Annotated in this window: 17 protein-coding genes; 14 read left to right on the top strand and 3 right to left on the bottom strand. The window is 60.3% G+C overall.

Annotated elements, in window-relative coordinates:
* Positions 1 to 111 precede the first annotated feature (111 nt).
* Positions 112 to 534 carry a hypothetical protein gene (locus BM019_RS26845; protein ID WP_239691107.1) on the top strand — a complete coding sequence of 141 codons (423 nt, stop codon included), beginning with the start codon at positions 112 to 114 and terminating at the stop codon, positions 532 to 534.
* Positions 535 to 618: 84 nt separating this feature from the next.
* Here the strand turns inward: BM019_RS26845 and BM019_RS26840 are convergent, their stop codons facing one another.
* Positions 619 to 1,839 carry a CaiB/BaiF CoA transferase family protein gene (locus BM019_RS26840; protein WP_092421619.1) on the bottom strand — a complete coding sequence of 407 codons (1,221 nt, stop codon included), beginning with the start codon at positions 1,837 to 1,839 and terminating at the stop codon, positions 619 to 621.
* A 13-nt stretch (positions 1,840 to 1,852) separates the two neighbouring features.
* Positions 1,853 to 3,034, bottom strand: a complete 1,182-nt coding sequence (locus tag BM019_RS26835; protein WP_007924234.1) for an acyl-CoA dehydrogenase — start codon at positions 3,032 to 3,034, stop codon at positions 1,853 to 1,855.
* 157 nt (positions 3,035 to 3,191) lie between these two features.
* Between BM019_RS26835 and BM019_RS26830 the strand changes: the two genes are divergently transcribed.
* From BM019_RS26830 to BM019_RS26780, 11 genes are all read left to right on the top strand, one after another.
* Positions 3,192 to 4,091 (top strand): LysR family transcriptional regulator, encoded by a 900-nt coding sequence (locus BM019_RS26830; RefSeq protein ID WP_009046306.1) that lies wholly within the window; start codon positions 3,192 to 3,194, stop codon positions 4,089 to 4,091.
* Between the two features lie 451 nt (positions 4,092 to 4,542).
* A complete protein-coding gene (locus BM019_RS26825) occupies positions 4,543 to 5,664 on the top strand; it encodes a Re/Si-specific NAD(P)(+) transhydrogenase subunit alpha (RefSeq protein WP_007924238.1) in 1,122 nt (373 codons plus the stop codon).
* Positions 5,665 to 5,679: 15 nt separating this feature from the next.
* The gene (locus tag BM019_RS26820) at positions 5,680 to 6,003 is read left to right on the top strand and encodes an NAD(P) transhydrogenase subunit alpha part 2 (protein ID WP_003187010.1); all 324 of its coding nucleotides are present in this window, start codon (positions 5,680 to 5,682) and stop codon (positions 6,001 to 6,003) included.
* Entirely contained in the window at positions 6,003 to 7,439 is a 1,437-nt protein-coding gene (locus BM019_RS26815; RefSeq protein WP_085532552.1) for an NAD(P)(+) transhydrogenase (Re/Si-specific) subunit beta, read from the top strand. Before BM019_RS26820 ends, BM019_RS26815 begins: the two co-directional genes overlap by 1 nt.
* Before the next feature lie 180 nt (positions 7,440 to 7,619).
* The gene (locus BM019_RS26810) at positions 7,620 to 9,113 is read left to right on the top strand and encodes an acetyl-CoA hydrolase/transferase family protein (protein ID WP_009041554.1); all 1,494 of its coding nucleotides are present in this window, start codon (positions 7,620 to 7,622) and stop codon (positions 9,111 to 9,113) included.
* 319 nt (positions 9,114 to 9,432) lie between these two features.
* Complete coding sequence (locus BM019_RS26805) at positions 9,433 to 9,648, top strand: DUF1127 domain-containing protein (RefSeq protein WP_009041553.1); 216 nt, start codon at positions 9,433 to 9,435, stop codon at positions 9,646 to 9,648.
* 277 nt (positions 9,649 to 9,925) lie between these two features.
* Positions 9,926 to 10,135, top strand: coding sequence for a DUF1127 domain-containing protein (locus tag BM019_RS26800; RefSeq protein WP_007924249.1), 210 nt, complete (start codon positions 9,926 to 9,928; stop codon positions 10,133 to 10,135).
* Between the two features lie 164 nt (positions 10,136 to 10,299).
* Positions 10,300 to 10,617, top strand: coding sequence for a DUF2388 domain-containing protein (locus BM019_RS26795; protein WP_007924251.1), 318 nt, complete (start codon positions 10,300 to 10,302; stop codon positions 10,615 to 10,617).
* Positions 10,618 to 10,723: 106 nt separating this feature from the next.
* Entirely contained in the window at positions 10,724 to 11,032 is a 309-nt protein-coding gene (locus BM019_RS26790; RefSeq protein WP_092421633.1) for a DUF2388 domain-containing protein, read from the top strand.
* A gap of 27 nt (positions 11,033 to 11,059) precedes the next feature.
* Positions 11,060 to 11,380 carry a DUF2388 domain-containing protein gene (locus BM019_RS26785; RefSeq protein WP_009041550.1) on the top strand — a complete coding sequence of 107 codons (321 nt, stop codon included), beginning with the start codon at positions 11,060 to 11,062 and terminating at the stop codon, positions 11,378 to 11,380.
* Complete coding sequence (locus BM019_RS26780; RefSeq protein WP_092421616.1) at positions 11,377 to 13,338, top strand: DUF7844 domain-containing protein; 1,962 nt, start codon at positions 11,377 to 11,379, stop codon at positions 13,336 to 13,338. Before BM019_RS26785 ends, BM019_RS26780 begins: the two co-directional genes overlap by 4 nt.
* A 56-nt stretch (positions 13,339 to 13,394) precedes the next feature.
* Here the strand turns inward: BM019_RS26780 and BM019_RS26775 are convergent, their stop codons facing one another.
* Positions 13,395 to 13,796, bottom strand: coding sequence for a GFA family protein (locus BM019_RS26775; protein ID WP_062824094.1), 402 nt, complete (start codon positions 13,794 to 13,796; stop codon positions 13,395 to 13,397).
* 343 nt (positions 13,797 to 14,139) lie between these two features.
* Between BM019_RS26775 and BM019_RS26770 the strand changes: the two genes are divergently transcribed.
* Complete coding sequence (locus BM019_RS26770; RefSeq protein WP_007924260.1) at positions 14,140 to 15,447, top strand: CitMHS family transporter; 1,308 nt, start codon at positions 14,140 to 14,142, stop codon at positions 15,445 to 15,447.
* An 88-nt stretch (positions 15,448 to 15,535) separates the two neighbouring features.
* Positions 15,536 to 16,303 (top strand): TerC family protein, encoded by a 768-nt coding sequence (locus tag BM019_RS26765; RefSeq protein WP_009041546.1) that lies wholly within the window; start codon positions 15,536 to 15,538, stop codon positions 16,301 to 16,303.
* The last annotated feature ends 27 nt before the right edge of the window (positions 16,304 to 16,330 follow it).

Here is a 16,330-nt window from a genome sequence, read left to right as displayed (position 1 = left end):
CCTAAACTTGGCTCAGCAATCGTTGGTTACATCTTTGATTTCTCGCGGAGTAACTTGTGATGCTGATAATCTTTCTGACTATCAGTCTGACTCCACAAGCACCCACACGAATTGCTTGATTCAGTTGTTAAAGAGCGGTTGGTTAAGTCTTTCGTCTCAACCGAGGCGCGCATTCTACAGCAGCCTCTGCATCTGTCAAGCGGTTATTTTAAGAAGTTTTCAAAGTTTCCTTTGCAACTTCAACCACTTGCGCTTCCGATCTCTCGTCAGCGGGAGGCGAATTCTACAGCGTTACACGCTGCTGTCAACACCTCTTTTTCTCCGCTTTCGACCGAGAAGATCGAATCGTTAACTCGGCGAAAACTGACTGCCGAACCAACTCTTTCGGGCTTCGATGAACTGAAGCGTGACCGCTGTCGAAAACCGCGTAACTCGTTGAATCTCAAGGAGTTTTCCGTTTCGACTGCGCCGGAAGTGGGGCGAATTATAGACTTCCAGAATCTGCCGTCAACCCCTAATTTGCTTTTACTATGAATAAACCTGAAAACACCCCAAAAGGGGTGTTTTCAGGCCTCTTATATAGAAGGGATCAGATGCTCTCTATATAGAAGAGCGCATTCACACCACGCCCGAGGCTCGCAAGGCATCCACGGACTCAAGCTCAAGCCCCAGCACTCGCTGCAGAACCTGGGCGGTATGCTCTCCTAATAGAGGAGGCGCATAACGGTACTCGACCGGAGTTTCGGAGAGACGGATCGGACTCGCCACCTGAGGCACCAACCCAGCCAACACATGAGGCAGCTCGATCGCCAACCCTCGCGCTTTGACCTGCGGGTCCTCGAACATCTGCGCCAGGTCGTTGATAGGGCCGCAAGGCACCCCCGCCTGCTCCAACTGGGCAACCCATTCAGCGGTGGTCTTGAACACCGTGACCTGACGGATCAATGGAATCAACACCGCCCGATTGGCAACCCGCAGCTTATTAGTCGCAAAGCGCGGATCGTCCGCCCACTGCGGCTGGCCCGCCACCTCGGCAAACTTGCGGAACTGCCCGTCATTCCCCACGGTGAGGATGAAATCGCCATCCGCCGTGGGAAAGTCCTGATAAGGCACGATATTCGGGTGAGCATTACCCAGGCGCTTGGGAGCGACTCCGGTGGTCAGGTAGTTCATCGCCTGGTTGGCCAGGCACGCAACCTGTACATCCAGCAACGCCATATCAATGTGCTGCCCACCACCGTCATGCTGCCGGTGCGCCAATGCGGCAAGAATCGCCACAGTCGAATACAACCCCGTCAGGATATCCGTCAATGCCACGCCGACTTTCACCGGTCCGGCGCCCTCATCACCCTCGGGACGCCCGGTCAGGCTCATCAGCCCGCCCAGCCCCTGGATCATGAAGTCGTAGCCGGCACGCTTGGCATAAGGCCCGGTCTGGCCGAAGCCGGTAATGGAGCAATAGATCAGGTTAGGGTTGAGCGCCTTCAGCGACTGATAGTCCAACCCATAGGCCGCCAGACCGCCAACCTTGAAGTTCTCGATCAGAATGTCGGACTTGGCCGCCAACTCGCGCACCAGGCGCTGACCTTCCGGCCGAGTGAAGTCGATAGTCACCGATTGCTTGTTGCGGTTGGCCGACAGGTAATAGGCAGCCTCCGTAGTGTTCTCGCCATAGGCGTCCTTGAGGAAAGGCGGTCCCCAGGCGCGCGTATCGTCACCGTTACCCGGACGCTCGACCTTGATCACCTCGGCCCCCAGGTCCGCCAGGATCTGACCGGCCCAAGGCCCGGCCAGCACTCGCGACAAGTCCAGCACCCGCAAATGAGATAACGCGCCCATGGTCGTTCTCCTATCAGTAGAACGCCTGGATGCCGGTCTGCGCGCGCCCCAGGATCAGCGCATGAACGTCATGGGTCCCTTCGTAGGTGTTCACCACTTCCAGGTTGACCAGGTGACGGGCGATGCCGAACTCGTCGGAGATGCCGTTACCGCCCAGCATGTCGCGGGCCATGCGAGCGATGTCCAGCGACTTGCCGCAGGAGTTGCGCTTCATGATCGAGGTGATTTCCACCGCAGCCGTACCTTCATCCTTCATCCGGCCCAGACGCAGGCAGCCTTGAAGAGCGAGAGTGATCTCGGTCTGCATGTCCGCCAGTTTTTTCTGGATCAGTTGGGTAGCCGCCAGCGGGCGGCCGAATTGCTGACGGTCCAACGTGTATTGGCGAGCGGTGTGCCAGCAGAATTCGGCCGCCCCCAGGGCGCCCCAGGAAATACCGTAGCGGGCAGAGTTCAGGCAGGTGAACGGACCTTTCAGACCCCGTACATCGGGAAAGATGTTCTCTTCCGGCACAAAGACGTTGTCCATGACGATTTCGCCGGTGATGGAAGCGCGCAGGCCGACCTTACCGTGAATCGCTGGAGCGCTCAGACCTTTCCAGCCTTTCTCCAGTACGAAGCCGCGGATATCCCCAGCATCATCCTTGGCCCAGACCACGAACACGTCAGCAATCGGGCTGTTGGTGATCCACATCTTGCTGCCAGTCAGGCTGTAACCACCGTCGACCTTACGGGCACGGGAAATCATCGCGCCCGGGTCGGAGCCATGGTTAGGCTCGGTCAGACCAAAGCAGCCGATCCACTCGCCAGAGGCCAGCTTCGGCAAATACTTCTGCTTCTGGGCTTCGGTACCAAATTCGTTGATCGGCACCATCACCAGGGAGGACTGCACGCTCATCATCGAGCGGTAGCCGGAATCCACACGCTCCACTTCGCGGGCAATCAAGCCGTAGCAGACATAGTTCAGACCGCTGCCACCGTACTGCTCGGGGATGGTGGCACCCAGCAGGCCAACTTCGCCCATTTCGCGGAAGATCGCCGGGTCGGTCTTTTCATGACGGAAAGCTTCGAGCACACGCGGCGCCAGCTTGCCTTGAGCGAATTGCTCGGCACTGTCGCGCACCATGCGCTCCTCTTCAGTGAGCTGTTGATCCAGCAGAAGGGGATCGATCCAGTTGAAGCTTGCTTTACCGCCCATGAGTGAGTCCTCGTGAAGTAGGTCAACGTTCGTGGACTGATCCTAGGCCGGCTTTGCGGGCGCAGCAAACGAGGATTTCGCATACTGTTGTGCTAATTTCTCACTCCGTAACAGCCGCAAGCGGCTTTTAGCGATTCCATTAGTGAGATTGCCGTACATGCGCAGAAAGATCCCCAGCACTGCCGCCCTCATCAGCTTCGAAGCCGCCGCACGTCACGAGAGCTTTACCAAGGCGGCGCAGGAGCTTTCGCTGACACAAGGTGCAATTTGCCGACAGATCGCCAGCCTGGAAGAGTTTCTCGGGGTCGAGCTGTTCCGCCGGTCCCGACGCGGCGTCAAGCTGACCGAAGCCGGGCTCTCCTACAGCCGCCGCGTGGCAACTCAACTGGACGCGGTGGAACGCGACACGCTGTCCGTCATGGGTCAGCAGGGCGCCAACGTCATCGAACTGGCGGTGGTCCCGACCTTTGGCACCCAATGGCTGCTGCCCCGACTCAAGGATTTTCAGCAGCGACACCCGGAAGTCACGGTCAACCTGACCAACCGCACCCGGCCTTTCCTGTTCGCCGATACCGACTTCGACGCCGCGATTTACTTTGGCGATGCCGACTGGTCGGGCACCCAATCCCATCGCCTGATGGGAGAAAACCCGATGCCGGTATGCAGCCCCGCAACCCTGGGCAACCGCACCCGGCTAAGCGCCGAAGAAATCGCCGAGTTGCCGCTGCTGCAACAGACCACGCGCCCCTATGCCTGGCGGCAATGGTTCAACTCACAGCACCTGAATATCCCGCGAGACATGACAGGCCCGCGTTACGAACTATTCTCCATGCTGGCGCAAGCCGCCATGCACGACATGGGTATTGCCCTGATCCCGCCATTCCTTATTCAACGGGAGTTGAGGGAAAAGCGCCTGGTGATCGCCAACCCCGAAGCACTAGCAAGCATCAAGGCGTATTACCTGATGATTCCCGAGCGCAAGGTGGAATCAGCGTCTTTACGGGCTTTTCGCGATTGGCTGGTGGAGCAGGCACAAAGCTACAGCCTTGAGAAATAGCGGGGCAGGGCAGCAAGCTGACTTAGTAGTCAAGAAAAACCAAACACTACAGATATAACTAAATGTCGCATTTAGGCAGACTGTATCGATAAGCGGAACAACCGTCCTATAAGCGCCTAACCACGTGGCTTGTAGGGCTTTTTGAGAGTCATATACGCTCATTCACACGAGCAATATGAAAATTGTTTTATTTTCCGTCTAAATCCTTACAGGTCACGGCTTACAAGGGATTGAGCCAGACCCTTGCGACATTCGGTCACAGGGTGACTTGTAGTTAATTTTCCGTCACCCCTCATAATCCCTTGAAGGGCGTAATGTTCGCCTGCAAAATGCCGCGCCCCGCCTTGATTCTGGCGGGATCGTGCTGATCGGCCGCCCCAGCTGCACCATCCGTAGTGCGCTGGCCTTCTAAAAAAGATCGAAAGCAATAAGATCACGCAGGAGATTTGACGTGCACATTGGTGTTCCTCTCGAGACCCAAACGGGTGAAACACGGGTTGCTGCAACCCCGGAAACCATCAAGAAACTGATCGGCCAGGGTCATAAAGTCACTGTGCAGAGCGGCGCCGGCATCAACGCCAGTGTTGTCGACAGTGCCTATGAAGCGGCAGGTGCAACCATTGGCAGCGCCAACGATGCATTCGGCGCGGAGCTGATTCTCAAGGTCGTGGCTCCCAGCGACAGCGAACTGGCCCTGATCAAGAGCGGCACCGTCCTGGTGGGCATGCTCAATCCGTTCAGCAATGAAACCATTGCCAAGATGGCCGAACGCGGCATCACCGCCTTCGCCCTGGAAGCAGCGCCGCGTACCTCGCGGGCTCAGAGCCTGGATGTGCTGTCCTCGCAAGCCAACATCGCCGGTTACAAAGCGGTGCTGCTGGCTGCCCACTATTACCCGCGCTTCATGCCGATGCTGATGACCGCCGCGGGCACCGTGAAAGCCGCTCGCGTGCTGATTCTCGGTGCCGGTGTTGCCGGCCTGCAGGCCATCGCCACCGCCAAGCGCCTGGGCGCCGTGATCGAGGCCTCGGACGTGCGTCCGGCGGTCAAGGAACAGATCGAATCCCTGGGGGCCAAGTTCGTCGACGTGCCTTACGAGACCGATGAGGAGCGTGAATGCGCCGTCGGTGTCGGTGGCTACGCACGTCCGATGCCTGCCAGCTGGATGCAACGCCAGGCCCAGGCCGTGCACGAACGCGCCAAGCAGGCGGACATCGTGATCACCACCGCCCTGATTCCAGGCCGCAAGGCGCCAGTACTGCTGAGCGCCGAAACCGTGGCCCAGATGAAGCCGGGATCGGTGGTCGTCGACCTCGCCGCGGCCCAGGGCGGCAACTGCCCGCTGACCGTGGCGGATCAGGTGGTCGTCGAGAATGGCGTGACCATCGTCGGCCCGACCAACCTGGCCGGCGCTGTCGCTGCCGACGCCTCGGCGCTGTACGCCCGCAACCTGCTGGACTTCCTGAAGCTCGTCTTCACCAAAGAAGGTCAGTTCGAGGTCAACCTAGAAGACGACATCGTCGCCGCGTGCCTGATGTGCCGCGACGGCCAAGTCATCCGTAAAAACGCCTAAGCAGGGATTCAGACGATGGAAGAGCTTATCTCCCCCGGTATCTACAACCTGATCATCTTCGTGCTGGCGATTTATGTCGGTTATCACGTGGTCTGGAACGTTACACCCGCACTGCACACGCCGCTGATGGCCGTAACCAACGCCATTTCGGCGATCGTGATCGTCGGCGCCATGCTGGCCGCCGCCCTGACCGTGACGCCGCTGGGCAAGACCATGGGCACGCTGGCCGTGGCCCTGGCCGCGGTCAACGTGTTCGGCGGCTTCCTGGTAACCCGCCGCATGCTTGAGATGTTCAAGAAAAAAGCCCCGAAAGCCGTAAAAGAAGAGGCGCCCAAGTAATGAGCATGAATCTGGTAACGACGCTCTACCTGATCGCGTCGATCTGCTTTATCCAGGCCCTCAAAGGCCTGTCGCACCCGACCTCCTCGCGTCGCGGCAACCTGTTCGGCATGCTCGGCATGGCCCTGGCGATCGTCACCACCGTCGGCCTGGTGTTCAAGCTCGGCGCGGAGCTGGCGACCGTTGGCATCGGCTACGTGATCGTCGGCCTGCTGATCGGTGGCACCGCCGGTTCGATCATGGCCAAGCGCGTGGAAATGACCAAGATGCCGGAGCTGGTGGCCTTCATGCACAGCATGATCGGTCTGGCCGCGGTGTTCATTGCCATTGCCGCCGTGGTGGAGCCGCAGTCCCTGGGCATCGTCAAGCAGCTGGGTGATGCGATTCCGGCCGGTAACCGCCTGGAACTGTTCCTCGGCGCGGCCATCGGTGCCATTACCTTCTCCGGTTCGGTGATCGCCTTCGGCAAGCTGTCGGGCAAGTACAAGTTCCGCCTGTTCCAGGGCGCACCGGTACAGTTCGGCGGCCAACACAAGCTGAACCTGATTCTCGGCCTGGCGACCCTGGGCCTGGGCGTGACCTTCATGCTCACCGGCAACCTCGGCGCCTTCGCCCTGATGCTGGTCCTGGCCTTCGTGCTGGGCGTGCTGATCATCATCCCGATCGGCGGCGCCGACATGCCGGTGGTGGTGTCGATGCTCAACAGCTACTCGGGCTGGGCGGCGGCGGGGATCGGCTTCTCGCTGAACAACTCGATGCTGATCATCGCCGGCTCCCTGGTGGGTTCGTCCGGTGCGATCCTGTCGTACATCATGTGCAAGGCGATGAACCGTTCGTTCTTCAACGTACTGCTTGGCGGCTTCGGCAACACTGCCGACGCCGGCGGCCCGGCAGGCGCGCAAGAGGCCCGTCCGGTGAAGTCCGGCTCGGCCGACGACGCCACCTTCCTGCTGACCAACGCCGACACCGTGATCATCGTTCCGGGTTACGGCCTGGCGGTCGCCCGGGCACAGCACGCGCTAAAAGAGCTGACCGAGAAGCTGACTCACCGCGGCGTGACCGTGAAGTACGCGATCCACCCGGTAGCAGGGCGCATGCCCGGCCACATGAACGTGCTGCTGGCCGAGGCCGAAGTGCCGTACGACCAGGTGTTCGAGATGGAAGACATCAACTCCGAGTTCGGCCAGGCCGACGTGGTGCTGGTGCTCGGCGCCAACGACGTGGTCAACCCGGCGGCGAAGAACGATCCGAAATCGCCGATCGCCGGCATGCCGATTCTCGAAGCGTTCAAGGCCAAGACCATCATCGTCAACAAGCGTTCGATGGCCAGCGGCTATGCCGGTCTGGACAACGAACTGTTCTACCTGGACAAGACCATGATGGTGTTCGGTGACGCCAAGAAAGTCATCGAAGACATGGTCAAAGCCGTCGAGTAAAACCTGCTCCAGCGCAACACCCAAGACCTCAGCCTTTAGTAGGCTGGGGTTTTTTATTTCCCGCATAAACCCGACAAAAGGCTCTAAATCGCGGCCTTTCATTCGACCTTGGTAGCGGGACGAATTTTTTTGAAATCACTAGACTGCGCATCTTGCTTCCGCTGCCCGAGATAACAATCCATGTACCGTGATCGTATCCGCTTGCCTTCGTTGTTGGATAAGGTGATGAGCGCCGCCGACGCTGCCGCTCTGATTCAGGACGGCATGACCGTCGGCATGAGCGGTTTCACCCGCGCCGGCGAAGCCAAGGCCGTGCCCCATGCATTGGCCGAGCGCGCCAAGGTAACCCCACTGAAAATCAGCCTGATGACCGGCGCCAGCCTGGGCAATGACCTCGACAAGCAACTCACCGAGGCCGGTGTCCTGGCCCGACGCATGCCGTTCCAGGTCGACAGCACCCTGCGCAAGGCGATCAATGCCGGCGAGGTGATGTTCATCGACCAGCACCTGTCGGAAACCGTGGAACAGTTGCGCAACCAGCAGCTCAAGCTGCCGGACATCGCCGTCATCGAAGCCGTGGCGATCACCGAGCAGGGCCATATCGTGCCGACCACCTCGGTGGGCAACTCCGCCAGTTTTGCAATCTTCGCCAAGCACGTGATTGTCGAGATCAACCTGGCGCACAACCCGAACCTGGAAGGCCTGCACGACATCTATATCCCGACCTACCGACCGACCCGCACGCCTATCCCGCTGGTGAAGGTCGACGACCGGATCGGCAGCACCGCCATCCCGATCCCGGCGGAGAAGATCGTCGCGATCGTCATCACCAACCAGGCGGACTCGCCATCCACCGTCTCGACACCTGACAGCGAAACCCAGGGCATCGCCAATCACCTGATCAACTTCTTCAAGCAGGAAGTGGACGCTGGCCGAATGAGCAACAAGCTCGGCCCGCTGCAGGCAGGCATCGGCAACATTGCCAACGCGGTGATGTGCGGCCTGATCGAATCGCCGTTCGAAGACCTGACCATGTACTCCGAAGTGCTGCAGGACTCGACTTTCGACCTGATCGACGCCGGCAAGCTGAGCTTCGCCTCAGGCAGTTCGATCACCCTGTCGAGCCGCCGCAACGCCGATGTGTTCGGCAACCTGGAACGTTACAAGGACAAGCTGGTACTGCGCCCGCAGGAGATCTCCAACCACCCGGAAGTGGTGCGTCGCCTGGGCATCATCGGCATCAACACCGCCCTGGAGTTCGACATCTACGGCAACGTCAACTCCACCCATGTCTGCGGCACGCGGATGATGAACGGCATCGGTGGTTCGGGTGACTTCGCGCGCAACGCGCACCTGGCGATCTTTGTCACCAAGTCCATTGCCAAAGGCGGGGCGATTTCCAGCGTGGTGCCGATGGTCAGCCACGTCGACCACACCGAGCACGACGTCGACATCCTGGTGACCGAGATCGGCCTGGCCGACTTGCGTGGCCTGGCGCCACGGGAGCGGGCACGGGTAATCATCGACAACTGTGTACATCCGGACTATCGCCAGGCGCTGAATGACTACTTCACCGCCGCCTGCGCCCTGGGTGGTCACACGCCACACGTCCTGCGCGATGCCCTGCGCTGGCACATGAACCTGGAAGAAACCGGGCGCATGCTCGCTGTGTGATGGGTACAGTCGATGGCTGACGCAAGTCCAGTTGTGTCAGCCCATCGACAATCCTTAAACACCCGCCAAAAACTGTACTGCTGTACCGGTATTTTACCCCCTCAAAATCCTATCTTTTTCAAGAAAACCCCTTTAGACGCACCTAAATGGTGCCGACAGGTACAGTTGCATCATTTCCGAACAGTACAGCACCTATAAACAGTTAACTGGTCCCTCACAATACAGATGAACTGTATCTACAGAGACTGGCGCGAGAGGAGGATCATGGGCACCAGTTAAACCACTACCTAATCCCGCCACAAGCGGAAGGATGCACACCATGGAACGTACACTCAGTTCCGAACTGTTCTTCGAAGACAAAGCTGCAAAAACCCAGGCTTCCATGCCTCTGCGCGTTCTCGCCAACCTGATGCTGTGGCAGCGCCGCATCTCCAGCCGCCACCAACTGGCTCGCCTGGATTCGCGTCTGCTGGCTGACGCAGGTATCAGCGAAGCTCAACGCTACGAAGAGCTGAGCAAGCCGTTCTGGCGCTAAGTTAGCGTCGCTGGCTCTGACCCACCGGGTCCACCGCCAGCACCCCGAATTGAAAAAACAAAACCCGTCGCGGGCAACCGCGACGGGTTTTGTCGTTTAAGGCCTGGCAATGCCGGAAGCCGCCGGTACAGAAAGGGTATGGCTCGACAGATACAGTTTAAATATAAACAAAACTGAACCAGTACAATTTCATACCGGTGTATCTGTATGCGTGCCTGGATGAATAGCAACATGGTGTCCCAAGTCCCTGACTTCGGCCTGCCGAAAGGACCGCACCATGAACCACATACCAGGACGTATCGCACCTCTCAGCTTTTCCCATCCTCAGATAAGCGTGTGGAAACGCTTGTACCGCGCCTTGTGCCAGATGCAGCAGAACGCCCGAACGCGCCGTGTGCTGGCAGGGCTCAACGATCAGCAATTGTCCGATGTAGGCATCAGCCACAGCGACCGCATGGCCGAACTGGACAAACCCTTCTGGCGCTAGTTCGCATCAGGACAGCAGAAGAGGGCTATTCGAACAGATGGGGTGGGCCTAATATCCGGTAGCGTGTAGCGATTTTCCTGAAGGGGCGTCTGATTCACTTGCCCCACAGTGACTACCCGGTGCCCACTCAGCACCACCCTATCTGTTATCAAGGAGTTTTACCTATGTCCCGTCTTCGCCTGCTCAGCGCTGCTGCCTTGCTGGCCTTGGCCTCCAACGCCCACGCCTCCAGCTTTATCGTTACCACCGATGCGGTAGTCGGCGCACTCAAGGCCACTTCCGATGCGACCTCCGACGTCACATCCTCGTTCCGTGACAACAAAATCGTGCGCGCCGCTCGTGACGACGCCGCCAGTTTTGTCGCTACCGAAGGCGCCATTCGCGGTGTGAAGCTGGAAAGCGCGTTTGACCACATCCGCCAGCAGTTGCCACAACTGAGTGCTACTGACGCCCAGCTCGCTCAGGCCATCCTGACGATCTGATGCCGGTCCGGTGACGGGTGCGCCCAACGCACCCGAAACCCTGGGCGCTGGCTCTCGCCCGGGCATTGCGCTAGCCTTGCCGCTGGTTTTTCAGCTGTCGAGACTCATGCGTTTTTTCAGATCCCTGCTTACCGTCCCTTCGTTGATTGCCGTTTGCTGGACAGGCTCGGCCGCTGCTTTCGACTTGAGCACACAAGGCCTGGTCATCACTGGCTACGCCACCAGCAAGGTGACCTCCGCGCCTTTCGACAACAAACGCGTACTGGCTGCCCAGGATGATGCCGCGGCGTTCATTGCCACTGACGGCCACCTGCGCGGAGCCCGGCTGGAATCAGCCCTGAAATACCTGCGTAAAACCCAGCCACAACTTCATGTCGGCGACCTTGAACTGGCGCAGGCAATTCTCGTCCAATAACTATCCCTGTCATCCCGGAGTCGTTCCATGCGTAGCCCGCTGATTGCTGCCACCCTTGGCCTGTTGCTGTTGGCTGATGTGGCCCAGGCGCAAACCCTGGTAGCCACCAGTAACATCATCGTTCGAGCCTTTGGTCGTACCATCGATTTCACCTCGGACACCACCACCTCCATCCGCGACTCGAAAATCGTACGCGCCGCCCATGACGATGCCGCCAGCTTCGTCGCCAGCGACGGCGATATTCGTGGCGCCCAACTGGAAGCCGCCTTCGATACCTTGCGTAACCGTGTGCCGCAAGCCCGCGACGCCAGTGATCAGGTGCTCGCCGAAGCCATCCTCGCACTGTGAGGCCGCTCGCCGCCTGGCTGCTGGGCGCAGCGCTGTTACTCCTGGGCAACAGCGCTCAGGCCGGCCTGCAACTGCGGCTCAAGACCGAAGGCTTGAGCCCGGAGCAGCAGCACGCCAGCCAGGCACTGCTGGATGAAGCGATGCAAGCGCTACCGCCGCGCTTCATCGAACAACTGGACCGTCGCATCGATGTCGGCTGGACCGACGACATGCCTCACAACGCCTACGGCCAGGCATCGCTGGTCGACGAACTCGACCTGAATCGCAAACTGCTGGCCAGCCTCACCGACGGCAGCGCGGCCACGCAGAAAACCCATCGACCTCATGGCACCGTGCGCCGGGAAATGCTCGCCACCGTGCTGCATGAACTCACCCATATTTATGACCGTTCGCGCCTGTGGTCGGGTGCCGAACGCACGCTGATCCAGCGTTGCAGCCGCCAGAACAGCGCCTCGGGCCTGATCGGGCTGCCGGACCAGTGCCGCGGCCAGACCGCGCGCCGCTTCACCCTCAGCGACGACCCGCGCCTGCTCGACCTCGCCGGCTGGCCGCAATACGTCGGCCGCCGCGGCGAACGCGAGCAGTACAACCGCCAGGTCGCCCGCAGCCCGGATATCTACGAAACGACCAACCCCAAAGAGTTCGTCGCGGTGAACATGGAGTACTTCCTCCTGGACCCGAGCTACGCCTGCCGCCGACCGGCGCTGTACCGTTATTACCAGGAACACTTCGGCTGGGCGCCGAAGGCCAAGGACACCTGCGCCCAGTCCTTCGCCTTCCTCAACGCCGGCAACGACTTCGCCAAGCAGCCGCTGGGCAAGGTCGACCCGGAGCGGGTCTATGCCGTGGATTACCTGCTGGCCGAAGCCAACCAGAACTGGGTCAGCCGCTGGGGGCACAGCATGTTGCGCCTGGTGATCTGCGCACCTGGCCGGCCACGCGGGCCGGATTGCCGGCTGGACCTCGAGCAGCACCTGGTGCTGTCCTACCGCGCCTTTGTCGGTGACGTGCAGTTGTCGAGCTGGGACGGCCTGGTCGGCAAATACCCGTCCCGCCTGTTTATCCTGCCATTGGCCCAGGTCATCGACGAATACACCAAGACCGAGCTGCGCAGCCTGGCTTCGGTGCCGCTGAACCTGTCGCGCAACGAGATCGAAGAAGTGGTCGAGCGTGCCGCCGAGATGCACTGGAGCTACGACGGCAACTATTACTTCCTGTCCAACAACTGCGCCGTGGAAAGCCTGAAGCTGCTGCGCAGCGGCAGCAACAATGCCCAGCTCACCGGGCTCGACAGCATCATGCCCAACGGCCTGCTGGAAGTGCTCAAGGGCCGCGGCCTGGCCGACACCAGCGTACTGGACGATCCTCGCGAAGCCTTGCGCCTGGGGTATCGCTTCGACTCCTTCCGCGACCGCTACCAGGCGATGTTCGAGGTGTTGAAAAAACACCTGCCGATCAAACAGAGCAGCGTCGAAGACTGGCTGTCCCTGAGCGCCGCGCAGCGTCGCCAGTGGTTCGACCAGGCGGACCTGCGCACCAGCGCCGCCTTGCTGCTGCTCGAACAGGCGAGCTTCCGGCGCCAGCTGCTGCTGGCCCAGGATGAGGTCAAGCAGCGTTATCTGGGGGCTCGCGAGCTGCAGAACGGCGGCATGGACAAGGCCAACAAGACCCTGCAGGAAATCCTCGCCAACAGTGGCTTCCTCAGTCGCCCGGCCGAATTGCTCGGTAGCAGCGGTTATGGCTTGCCGCAGCCGAGCGAATGGCAACGCCTGGAAGCGGAAAGCAGCCTGCGCCAGAAACAGCTGCAGGCCCTGACCGGCGATCTGGACAAGGAAGTGCGCGCGTTGCTGGAACCGAGCCGCGCTGCCGAAATCGCCGCCAACGAGGCCAACCTGAAACAGCTCGGCGAACATCTGCGGGCCTTGCACAAGGCGGCGGGCGGGCTGGAACTGCCCTGATCCCGCATCGCGGGCCAGCTTCCTTCATCGCTGGCCCACGAAGCGATCCCACCACCTTACAACGTCTCCTCGGCCTCTCCCGGCAACTGCTCATCCAGGTGCAGCCAGGGCAAACGGCTGTCGGTCCAGATATGCCGCTCGGCCGGCGCCAGCTCCGGATGGTCCAGGGTAGCGATGGTCACATCGATGCTGTCCGGGCTCAATTGGGTGATCAGCGCCAGATGCGCGCCGCAGTTCGGGCAGAAATACCGCGCACAACCGGGCGAAGAGTCGTAGCGGGCCGGCGTCCCGGCCAGCCATTGGAAAGCCTGGCGGGGCAAGGTGATCCAAGTAGTCACCAGGCCGCCGCTGACCCGTCGGCAGATCGAACAATGGCAATGGGCAATATCGCGCAGCGGCCCGCTGAACTGATAACGCAGCTGGCCGCAATGGCAACCGCCGGTGTGCAACAGGCTCATACGAGGACCTCCCAGCGACTGTTCCGGAAAACTCGGCCAACGGGCCGATCTGGTTGTTTTTTGACCGCACGTCGGCTCGCGACGCATCCACTCATTGCTTTCTACAACGAAAGGTAGCTGAAAGCTTCCGCGATTAGGATCGCCTCCACTGCCGGCAACAGACCGGTTGGCCAATGGGCGTTTTTGCGCCTCCAGGCCCAATTAACAACAACAATGGTGATTCTGATGTCCGTTCGTACCCGCCTTTTCGTCCCGCTTCCTCCAGCCCGTCCCGCGCTTCCCGTTCTGCGCTGACCCCATCCGGTTTGCCATTCCCTAGCCGCGCTACGCCTGGAGTATTCCCATGCTGACTTTCCTTGGCTTCGCCATGGTCATCACCTTCATGTTCCTGATCATGACCAAGCGCCTGTCCGCGCTGATCGCCCTGATCATCGTTCCTATCCTGTTCGCGCTGTTCGGCGGCTTCGCCCCGAAGATCGGCCCGATGATGCTCGAAGGCATCACCAAGCTGGCACCGACCGGCGTGATGCTGATGTTCGCCATCCTGTATTTCGCCTTGATGATCGACTCCGGCCTGTTCGACCCGGCCGTGCGCAAGATCCTCAAGCTGGTCAAGGGTGACCCGCTCAAAGTCTCGGTCGGTACCGCCGTGCTCGCGCTGGTGGTGTCTCTGGACGGCGACGGCGCCACCACCTACATGATCTGCGTGGCGGCCATGCTGCCGCTGTACAGCCGCATCGGCATGAGCCCGCGGATCATGGCCGGCCTGATCATCCTGGCCGGCGGTGTGATGAACATGACTCCCTGGGGTGGCCCGACCGCCCGTGCCGCCAGTGCGCTGCATGTCGACCCGTCGGACATCTTCGTGCCGATGATCCCGGCGATGCTGGCCGGCGTGGTGGCAATCCTGGCGATCGCCTATATGTACGGCAAGCGTGAACGGGCGCGCCTGGGCGAGCTGCACCTGCAGGGTGACGAGATCGACCACAGCGAAATCAGCGTTTCGCAGTTCCCGGACGCCCGCCGTCCAAAGCTGATCTGGTTCAACGGCGCCCTGACCTTCGCCCTGATGTGTGCACTGATCGCCGGCCTGTTGCCGCTGCCTGTGCTGTTCATGGTGGCCTTCAGTATCGCGATGATCGTCAACTACCCGTGCCTGCAACAGCAGAAGGACCGCGTCGCGGCCCATGCCGGCAGCGTACTGGCGGTAGTCGGGCTGATCTTCGCCGCCGGTATCTTCACCGGCATCCTGTCCGGTACCGGCATGGTCGATGCCATGTCCAAGAGCCTGCTGGCGGTGATTCCGGATGCACTGGGCCCGTACCTGGCGGTGATCACCGCGCTGGTGAGCATGCCGTTCACCTTCTTCATGTCCAACGACGCCTTCTATTACGGTGTGTTGCCAGTCCTCGCCGAGGCCGCCAGTCACTACGGCATCACCGCGGTGGAAATGGCACGTGCCTCGATCGTCGGCCAACCCGTCCACTTGCTGAGCCCGCTGGTACCATCCACCTACCTGTTGGTAGCCCTGGCCGGTATCGAGTTCGGCGATCACCAGCGCTTCACCCTCAAGTGGGCAGTGCTGGTTTGCCTGTGCATAATGTTCGCCGCCTTGCTGATGGGGATTTTTCCGCTGTTCAGCACTCTATAAAAAGCAATTGACTCACCGCGCCGGCCGCTAGACTTCGTTCTCGGAAATCTCGACTGGCGCGGTACAACACTCGCTCAAAGGAATACACATGGAATGGCTGACCAACCCGGAAATCTGGGTTGCCTTCTTTACCCTGACCGCCCTGGAAATCGTCCTGGGTATCGATAACATCATCATGATCTCGATCCTGGTCAGCCGCATGCCCAAGCACATGCAGGCACGGACCCGGATCTTCGGTCTGGCGCTGGCCATGATCACGCGGATCCTCCTGTTGCTGTCGATCACCTGGGTCATGCGCCTGACCGCCGACCTGTTCGTGGTCTTCGGCCAGGGTATTTCCGGGCGCGACCTGATCCTGTTCTTCGGTGGCCTGTTCCTGCTCTGGAAAAGCTCCCAGGAGATGTACCACTCCCTGGAAGGCGAGGACGAAACCGCGGAAGAGCCAAGCGGCAAGGGCGGCAACTTCCTCTACACCATCATCCAGATCGCGATCATCGACATCGTGTTCTCCCTGGACTCGGTGATCACTGCCGTCGGCATGGTCTCCCATGTACCGGTCATGGTCGCGGCGATCATCGTCGCGGTGCTGGTGATGATGCTGGCTTCGGGCACCATCAGCGAGTTCATCGACAAGCACCCGTCGCTGAAAATGCTGGCGCTATCGTTCCTGCTGGTGGTCGGTACCGTACTGATCGCCGAGGCGTTCGAAGTGCACGTGCCAAAAGGCTACGTCTACTTCGCCATGGCCTTCTCGCTGGCGGTGGAGGCGATCAACATCAAGATGCGCACCGCCATCGCGAAAAAGAAAAAGCAGCAGGACCCGGTGAAACTGCGCAAGGACATCCCGGGTCAATAACCCGAGAGCGCAGCAGGAAAAGGGGCT

This window comes from Pseudomonas sp. NFPP07 (assembly GCF_900115645.1).
In the GTDB taxonomy this organism is placed as follows: domain Bacteria; phylum Pseudomonadota; class Gammaproteobacteria; order Pseudomonadales; family Pseudomonadaceae; genus Aquipseudomonas; species Aquipseudomonas chlororaphis.
This window is presented reverse-complemented; position numbering and strand designations above follow the sequence as displayed.

Excerpts from the sequence above, each read along its gene's own strand:
- BM019_RS26840 (WP_092421619.1), bottom strand. The coding sequence starts at position 1,839 with ATGGGCGCGTTATCTCATTTGCGGGTGCTGGACTTGTCGCGAGTGCTG.
- BM019_RS26835 (WP_007924234.1), bottom strand. The coding sequence starts at position 3,034 with ATGGGCGGTAAAGCAAGCTTCAACTGGATCGATCCCCTTCTGCTGGAT.
- BM019_RS26830 (WP_009046306.1), top strand. The coding sequence starts at position 3,192 with ATGCGCAGAAAGATCCCCAGCACTGCCGCCCTCATCAGCTTCGAAGCC.
- BM019_RS26820 (WP_003187010.1), top strand. The coding sequence starts at position 5,680 with ATGGAAGAGCTTATCTCCCCCGGTATCTACAACCTGATCATCTTCGTG.
- BM019_RS26815 (WP_085532552.1), top strand. The coding sequence starts at position 6,003 with ATGAGCATGAATCTGGTAACGACGCTCTACCTGATCGCGTCGATCTGC.
- BM019_RS26810 (WP_009041554.1), top strand. The coding sequence starts at position 7,620 with ATGTACCGTGATCGTATCCGCTTGCCTTCGTTGTTGGATAAGGTGATG.
- BM019_RS26805 (WP_009041553.1), top strand. The coding sequence starts at position 9,433 with ATGGAACGTACACTCAGTTCCGAACTGTTCTTCGAAGACAAAGCTGCA.
- BM019_RS26800 (WP_007924249.1), top strand. The coding sequence starts at position 9,926 with ATGAACCACATACCAGGACGTATCGCACCTCTCAGCTTTTCCCATCCT.
- BM019_RS26795 (WP_007924251.1), top strand. The coding sequence starts at position 10,300 with ATGTCCCGTCTTCGCCTGCTCAGCGCTGCTGCCTTGCTGGCCTTGGCC.
- BM019_RS26790 (WP_092421633.1), top strand. The coding sequence starts at position 10,724 with ATGCGTTTTTTCAGATCCCTGCTTACCGTCCCTTCGTTGATTGCCGTT.
- BM019_RS26785 (WP_009041550.1), top strand. The coding sequence starts at position 11,060 with ATGCGTAGCCCGCTGATTGCTGCCACCCTTGGCCTGTTGCTGTTGGCT.
- BM019_RS26775 (WP_062824094.1), bottom strand. The coding sequence starts at position 13,796 with ATGAGCCTGTTGCACACCGGCGGTTGCCATTGCGGCCAGCTGCGTTAT.
- BM019_RS26770 (WP_007924260.1), top strand. The coding sequence starts at position 14,140 with ATGCTGACTTTCCTTGGCTTCGCCATGGTCATCACCTTCATGTTCCTG.
- BM019_RS26765 (WP_009041546.1), top strand. The coding sequence starts at position 15,536 with ATGGAATGGCTGACCAACCCGGAAATCTGGGTTGCCTTCTTTACCCTG.